Source organism: Streptomyces sp. SID3343, assembly GCF_009865215.1.
In the GTDB taxonomy this organism is placed as follows: domain Bacteria; phylum Actinomycetota; class Actinomycetes; order Streptomycetales; family Streptomycetaceae; genus Embleya.
In genome coordinates, this window is the sequence record NZ_WWJX01000340.1 from 1 (window position 1) to 6,581 (window position 6,581).

Sequence of the window (6,581 nt, forward strand, 5' to 3'; positions counted from 1 at the left end):
CTGCCGCGCGGGACCCGTCGATGACGGGCGCCGGCACCACTCGAACCACCTCGGCGGGAGCCCTCACGTGATCGCGTTCGTCACCGGAACGGTGGCCGGCCTCGCGCCGGACGCCGCAGTCGTCGAGGTCGGCGGGATCGGCCTGGCCGTCCAGTGCACGCCCTCCACCCTGGCCGCCCTGCGGATCGGCGAGCCCGCCCGGCTCGCGACCTCGATGGTCGTGCGCGAGGACTCGCTCACGCTGTACGGCTTCGCGGACGAGGACGAGAAGAACACCTTCGAGATACTGCAGACGGCGAACGGCATCGGCCCACGCGTCGCGCAGGCGATGATCGGCGTGCACAGCCCCGACGCGCTGCGCGCGGCAATCGCCACGGGCGACGAGAAGGCGCTGACCGCCGTGCCCGGCATCGGCAAGAAGGGCGCGCAGAAGCTCCTGATCGAACTCAAGGACAAGCTCGGCGCGCCCACCGGCGCCAAGCGCGCGATGGGCGTCGGCAGCCCGGTGAGCCTGGGTTGGCGCGACCAACTGCACGCGGCCCTGGTCGGCCTGGGCTACGCCACGCGCGAGGCCGACGAAGCCGTCGAAGCGGTCACCCCGCAGGCCGAGGCCGAGACCACGCCCGACATCGGCGCGCTGCTCAAGTCCGCCCTGCGCGGTCTCAACCGACGGTGAGCCCCCGGACGCCGGCCGCCGCCGTGTCCCCTCGGGTGGGCAGGATGGACGGCAGCACGAGCACACTCGGCGGCACGAGCACGAGCCGGCGGCACACGACCATGGGCGGACGACGATGACGCACGACGGCGAACGACTGGTGACCGCCGAGGCGGACGGCGAGGACCAGGCCGTCGAGGCGGCCCTGCGCCCGAAGAACCTCGACGAGTTCATCGGCCAGGAGCGCGTGCGCGAGCAACTGTCCCTGGTCCTGCACGCGGCCCTGGCGCGCGGCGGCACCGCCGACCACGTCCTGCTCTCGGGCCCGCCCGGCCTGGGCAAGACCACGCTGTCGATGATCATCGCCGCCGAGATGGGCGTCCCGATCCGGATCACCTCGGGACCGGCGATCCAGCACGCGGGCGACCTCGCCGCGATCCTGTCGTCGCTGTCCGAGGGCGAAGTGCTCTTCCTCGACGAGATCCACCGGATGTCGCGGCCCGCCGAAGAGATGCTCTACATGGCGATGGAGGACTTCCGGGTCGACATCATCGTCGGCAAGGGCCCCGGCGCGACCGCGATCCCGCTGGAGCTGCCGCCGTTCACCCTGGTCGGCGCGACCACCCGGGCCGGGCTGCTGCCGCCGCCGCTGCGCGACCGCTTCGGCTTCACCGGGCACATGGACTTCTACGCCCCCACCGAACTGGAACGCGTGCTCGACCGCTCCGCCCGGCTGCTCGACGTGGAGCTGTCCCAGGAGGGCGGCGCCGAGATCGCGGGCCGCTCACGGGGCACGCCGCGCATCGCCAACCGGCTGCTGCGGCGGGTGCGCGACTACGCGCAGGTGCGCGCGGACGGCCGAGTCGACCAGGACATCGCCTCGCGCGCGCTGGAGGTGTACGAGGTGGACGCCCTCGGCCTCGACCGGCTCGACCGGGCCGTCCTGCGGGCGCTGATCACCCTGTTCGGCGGCGGCCCGGTGGGCCTGTCCACGCTGGCCGTGGCGGTGGGCGAGGAGACCGAGACGGTCGAGGAGGTCGCCGAACCGTTCCTGGTCCGCAGCGGCTTCCTCGCCCGCACCCCCAGGGGCCGCGTCGCCACTGCGGCGGCATGGGCCCATCTGGGTCTGAACCCGCCGCAGGGCGTGCTGCCCGGCCGCGAGAGCGCGCATCAGAGTGTGTTGTTCGACAAAGGGACCGTGACCGGTAAGGATGCAACCGAATAAGGCCGGTGCGTCGCGGGAACGCACGCGGCCCGCAGTCGTTGTTCCTGTAGTACGTACCCGTCTAGACTCCGCCGAGGCTGCCGCACCGTGGCCGGCCGAGTGTCACCGTCCGGGCCGCCGAGCGGCCTTGGGAAGGAATCGTTTCAAGCTGTGAATGTGACCACCCTCCTCCTGCCAGTGCTCCTCGTAGTGATCTTCTACTTCCTGATCATCAGGCCGCAGAAGGCTCGTCAGCGGCAGGCCCAGGAAACACAGAACACGCTGCGCCCCGGCGCCGAGGTCCGCACGATCGCAGGACTGTACGCAACGGTCACCGAGGTCGAGGACGATTCCGTCATCCTTGAGATCGCCCCGGACGTGCACTGCCGCTTCGTCAAGAGCGCCATTGCCGCGGTCCTGTCGTCCGGCGACGACGCCGAAACCGACGACGGTGACGACGAGCACGACGACGAGCACGACGACGACGCCGTCGTCACCGGCGCCGGCGACGACGTCGTCAAGCTCGACAAGAAGCCCGAGACCGGCGACGCCGCCGAGAGCACCGAGTCGGAAGCCGCGGACCTCACCAAGTCCGAGGGCTCGACCAGTGTTCCCGAAGGTGCCGACCGGCTTCGCAAGGACGACAAGCAGGACAAGCAGGACTAGCGCGGCTCGGTCGACCGCGACTGCCTACGGGCCGACGCGGAGCAATACAGTCATGTGACCGGGGGTGATTCCCCGGATACGTAAGCGTCCGGCATCATGTCGGGCGCCGTGCCGCGTCTCGCGGGCGGTCGCGCAGACCGCCTCGCGGCGGTATAGACAGGGAGATTGGGCGAAGGTGGCAGCACCGAAATCGAGTTCCCGAGGGCACCCGGGGCGGGCCCTGGCCTTCATCGCGGTCGTGATCGCGGCGCTGTACACGATCATGTTCGCGACCGGGGACAAGACCCCGCGACTGGGCATCGACCTCGCGGGCGGCACCAGCGTCACGCTGACCGCCAAGACCGACCAAGGCTCCTCCAAGAGTGCGATCAACGACCGCAACATGAAGACCGCTGTGGAGATCATCCGCCAGCGTGTCAACGCGTTCGGCGTGTCCGAGGCCGAGGTGCAGACCGAGGGCGATCGCAACATCGTCATCAGCATCCCCAAGGGCAAGAACGAGAAGGAGACCGCCTCGCAGGTCGGCCAGACCGCGCGGCTGTTCTTCCGTCCCGTGATCGAATACGCGCAGCTCAACCCGGCCGGCGGAACGACACTGCCGCTGACTCCGCCCACTGCGCCGTCCACGATGCCGACCCCGGACAAGCCGCAGGGTCGGGTCATCCCGAACCTGAAGGACGCCACCGGCGCGCCGACCGCACCGACGCCGTCGACGACCCCACCGTCGACGACGCCGCCGGCAAGCACTCCGCCGGCCACCACCCCGCCGCCGGCCGCGGACCCCAACGCCGGCGCGGACAAGAACGGCATCTCGCCCGCCCTCCGGGAGAAGTTCAACAACCTGGACTGCTCGCTTCCGGAGAACCGCGGGCAAGGTGCCACGCCCGCCCCCGAGGCCGAGCCGACCGTGGCGTGCAGCAAGGACCAGGACGAAGGCGCCGAGAAGTACATCCTCGGCCCGGTGCTGATCCCCGGCACCGACGTCAAGAAGTCCGTCGCGCAGCTCTCCCAGAACGGTCTGGGCGGCTGGGAAGTCAAGCTCGACTTCACCGGCAAGGGCACCGACAAGTTCACCAAGGTCACCGGTGACCTCGCGAGCGGCGTCTACCCGACCAACCGCTTCGCGATCGAGCTGGACGGCGTGGTCGTGTCCGCGCCGAGCAACAAGGAAGCGATTCCCGGCGGTACGGCGGTGATCTCGGGCAACTTCACGCAGTCCTCTGCGAAGAACCTCGCGAACATCCTCCAGTACGGCTCGCTGCCGCTGTCCTTCACGCAGAGCGACGTCACCACGGTGTCCGCCTCGCTCGGCGGCGACCAGCTCCGGGGCGGTCTGATCGCGGGTGCGATCGGCATCGTCTTGGTCATCCTGTACTCGCTGTTCTACTACCGGGGTCTCGGCCTGGTGAGCATCGCCTCGCTCGTGGTGTCGGCGGCGCTGACCTACGCCATCATGTGCGTGCTCGGCAGAAGCATCGGATTCGCGCTCAACCTGCCCGCGGTGTGTGGTGCGATCGCGGCGATCGGTATCACGGTGGACTCGTTCATCGTGTACTTCGAGCGGATCCGAGACGAGATCCGCGAGGGTCGTACGCTGCGTCCGGCCGTGGAGAAGGCGTGGCCCCGCGCCCGCCGCACGATCCTGGTCTCCGACGCGGTGTCGTTCCTGGCCGCCGCGGTGCTGTACATCGTCTCGGTCGGCAAGGTGCAGGGCTTCGCGTTCACGCTGGGCCTGACCACCCTGCTCGACGTCGTGGTGGTGTTCCTGTTCACCAAGCCGCTCATGACGATCCTGGCGAAGCGCAAGTTCTTTGCGGACGGCCACAAGTGGTCGGGCCTCGATCCCGTGGCGCTCGGAGCCAATCAGCGTCAGTCCTACCGGAGCCGTCGGCCGCGTACGCGTGCCGCCGGCGTCAAGGAGGCGTGATGAGTCGCTTCGGTGACCTGAAGAACATCGGTGTGCGGCTCCACCACGGCGACGTCTCGTTCGACTTCGTCGGACGCAAGAAGCTGTGGTACTCGATCTCGGCGCTGATCCTGGTGCTCGCGGTCGGTGGCCTGCTCGGCCGGGGCCTGCACGAGGGCATCGAGTTCAAGGGTGGTTCGGTCTACACCCTGGAGCACACGTCGGCCTCGACGGGCGACGCCCGCCATGCCGTCGAGCCGTTCGCCGGCGACAGCGAGCCGATCGTGCAAAAGGTCGGCAAGGACGGCATTCGCATCCAGCTGGCCGAGTCGAACGTGGACAAGACCAAGGTGATCGCGGCGGACATCGCCAAGCAGCTGAACGTCTCGGTCGACAAGGTCAACACCCAGGTGGTGGGCCCCAGTTGGGGCAAGGAGATCTCCAAGAAGGCCCTTCAGGGCCTGGTGATCTTCATGATCCTGGTGGTGATCTACCTCACCTTCGCCTTCGAGTGGCGGATGGCGGTGGCAGCGCTCATCGCGCTGATCCACGACATCGTCATCACCATCGGCGTGTACGCGCTGGTGGGCTTCGAGGTGACACCGGGCACCGTGATCGGTCTGCTGACGATTCTGGGTTACTCCCTGTACGACACCGTGGTCGTGTTCGACACGGTCAAGGAGAACACCAAGAACATCACCAAGCAGACCAAGCACACCTACAGCGAGGCGGCCAACCTCGGTCTGAACCAGACCCTGGTGCGTTCGATCAACACCACGATCGTCGCGCTCCTGCCGGTCGCGTCGCTGCTGTTCGTCGGTGGCGGTCTGCTCGGCGCGGGCATGCTCAAGGACATCGCGCTGTCGCTGTTCGTGGGCCTGGCCGCCGGTGCGTTCTCGTCGATCTTCATCGCGACTCCGATCCTGGCCGACCTCAAGGAACGCTCGCCGGAGATGAAGGAACTCGCCCGCAAGGTGGGCGCCCGCCGGGCGTCCGACGCCAAGCAGGCCAAGGCCGCCGCCGAGGCGGCCGCCGCGTCCGACAGCCCCGAGGGGCACCCGGACGTGGACGGCGAGACGGAGCAGGAGATCGAGGCGGTACCGGCACAGGGCGGTGCGCCCGGCGCGGGTGCCTCGCGCAGCCGGGCCCGGACTCGTCCCGGCGGCAAGAGGAAGCGTTGATGGCAGCGCAGGACCTGTACGAACTGCTGGACAGCCGGATCCGCGACGTCGCGGACTGGCCGAAGCCGGGCGTGGTGTTCAAGGACATCTCGCCGCTGCTCGCCGACCCGGTGGCCTTCGCGGCGCTGGTCGACGCGCTGGCCGAGCGCTGCGAGGGCGGCGTGGACAAGGTCGTGGGCATCGAGGCCCGGGGCTTCATCCTCGCCGCGCCGGTGGCCTACCGTGCGCAGGCCGGATTCGTTCCGGTCCGCAAGCAGGGCAAGCTGCCGTGCGCGACCTTCGCACAGTCCTACGAGTTGGAATACGGCTCGGCCACCCTCGAGGTGCACCAGGACGCGTTCGAGCCCGGTGAGCGGGTGCTCGTGATCGACGACGTACTCGCCACCGGCGGCACCGTCGAGGCCACGATCGACCTGGTCCGGCGGGCGGGAGCCGAGGTGGTGGGCGTCAACGTCCTCCTCGAACTCGGTTTCCTGGACGGCAGGGCCCGACTCGCGTCGACGCTGCCGGACGGCAAGCTGGAATCGTTCATCGTCGTGTGACACGCCGTCGAGGCGCGTTGTCGGAGGCCGGAGGCCGCCCCGTTCGGGGAAGCCGCCGGCCTCCGGCGTTGGTCCGGGTCGAGCGCGTGAGCGGGGAGACGCCGATCCGGTGGACGAGTCGTGAGGGCGTGGGTCAGTACGATGGAAGTTCCGTCATCTGTGGGAGGAGTTCCCTTGTCGGACGAGGTCGCGCCCGTCGCGTCGTCCTCGGGGGATGCCGTGGAGCATGCGGCCCCCTCGGACGACGCCACACGTGCCACAGCGGATCCCGCGGGCCATCCGTCGGTCACTCCCGAGCCGGCGGCCTCCGCACGGGACACGCAGCCCGGGCCGGACACGCAGGACGAGGCGGCGGCGACCCAGGCGCGGACCGAGCCTGCCGACCCTGCGGGGCCCGGCGAAACGCGGGCCCGGACTCCCGAGCCGG

The 6,581-nt window shown here is 69.5% G+C and carries 7 protein-coding genes and 1 pseudogene; 7 read left to right on the forward strand and 1 reads right to left on the reverse strand.

Annotation, left to right across the window (positions count from 1 at the left end; all coding sequences use genetic code 11):
• The first annotated feature begins 67 nt into the window (after positions 1–67).
• Positions 68–676 carry a Holliday junction branch migration protein RuvA gene (ruvA, locus tag GT354_RS11575; protein WP_161356202.1) on the forward strand — a complete coding sequence of 203 codons (609 nt, stop codon included), beginning with the start codon at positions 68–70 and terminating at the stop codon, positions 674–676.
• Here the strand turns inward: ruvA and GT354_RS11580 are convergent.
• Positions 663–800, reverse strand: a complete 138-nt coding sequence (locus GT354_RS11580) for a hypothetical protein (protein WP_161356203.1) — start codon at positions 798–800, stop codon at positions 663–665. The two genes, ruvA and GT354_RS11580, sit on opposite strands and share 14 nt — an antisense overlap.
• On the opposite strand from GT354_RS11580, the gene ruvB reads away from it, so the two are divergent.
• The 6 genes and pseudogenes from ruvB to GT354_RS53810 form a co-directional block, all read left to right on the forward strand.
• Complete coding sequence (gene ruvB / locus GT354_RS11585) at positions 792–1,880, forward strand: Holliday junction branch migration DNA helicase RuvB (RefSeq protein ID WP_161356204.1); 1,089 nt, start codon at positions 792–794, stop codon at positions 1,878–1,880. The two genes, GT354_RS11580 and ruvB, sit on opposite strands and share 9 nt — an antisense overlap.
• Before the next feature lie 156 nt (positions 1,881–2,036).
• Positions 2,037–2,525, forward strand: a complete 489-nt coding sequence (gene yajC, locus GT354_RS11590; RefSeq protein WP_161356205.1) for a preprotein translocase subunit YajC — start codon at positions 2,037–2,039, stop codon at positions 2,523–2,525.
• Positions 2,526–2,700: 175 nt separating this feature from the next.
• Entirely contained in the window at positions 2,701–4,452 is a 1,752-nt protein-coding gene (gene secD / locus GT354_RS11595; RefSeq protein WP_346011982.1) for a protein translocase subunit SecD, read from the forward strand.
• Positions 4,452–5,612, forward strand: coding sequence for a protein translocase subunit SecF (secF, locus tag GT354_RS11600; protein WP_161356206.1), 1,161 nt, complete (start codon positions 4,452–4,454; stop codon positions 5,610–5,612). Before secD ends, secF begins: the two co-directional genes overlap by 1 nt.
• Positions 5,612–6,154 (forward strand): adenine phosphoribosyltransferase, encoded by a 543-nt coding sequence (locus GT354_RS11605; protein ID WP_161356207.1) that lies wholly within the window; start codon positions 5,612–5,614, stop codon positions 6,152–6,154. Before secF ends, GT354_RS11605 begins: the two co-directional genes overlap by 1 nt.
• A gap of 174 nt (positions 6,155–6,328) precedes the next feature.
• Positions 6,329–6,581: pseudogene (locus GT354_RS53810) on the forward strand (hypothetical protein); the annotation flags it as partial.

What these genes read in the sequence shown, in the direction of transcription:
- ruvB (WP_161356204.1), top strand. Translation starts at nt 792, where the DNA reads ATGACGCACGACGGCGAACGACTGGTGACCGCCGAGGCGGACGGCGAG.
- secF (WP_161356206.1), top strand. Translation starts at nt 4,452, where the DNA reads ATGAGTCGCTTCGGTGACCTGAAGAACATCGGTGTGCGGCTCCACCAC.
- GT354_RS11605 (WP_161356207.1), top strand. Translation starts at nt 5,612, where the DNA reads ATGGCAGCGCAGGACCTGTACGAACTGCTGGACAGCCGGATCCGCGAC.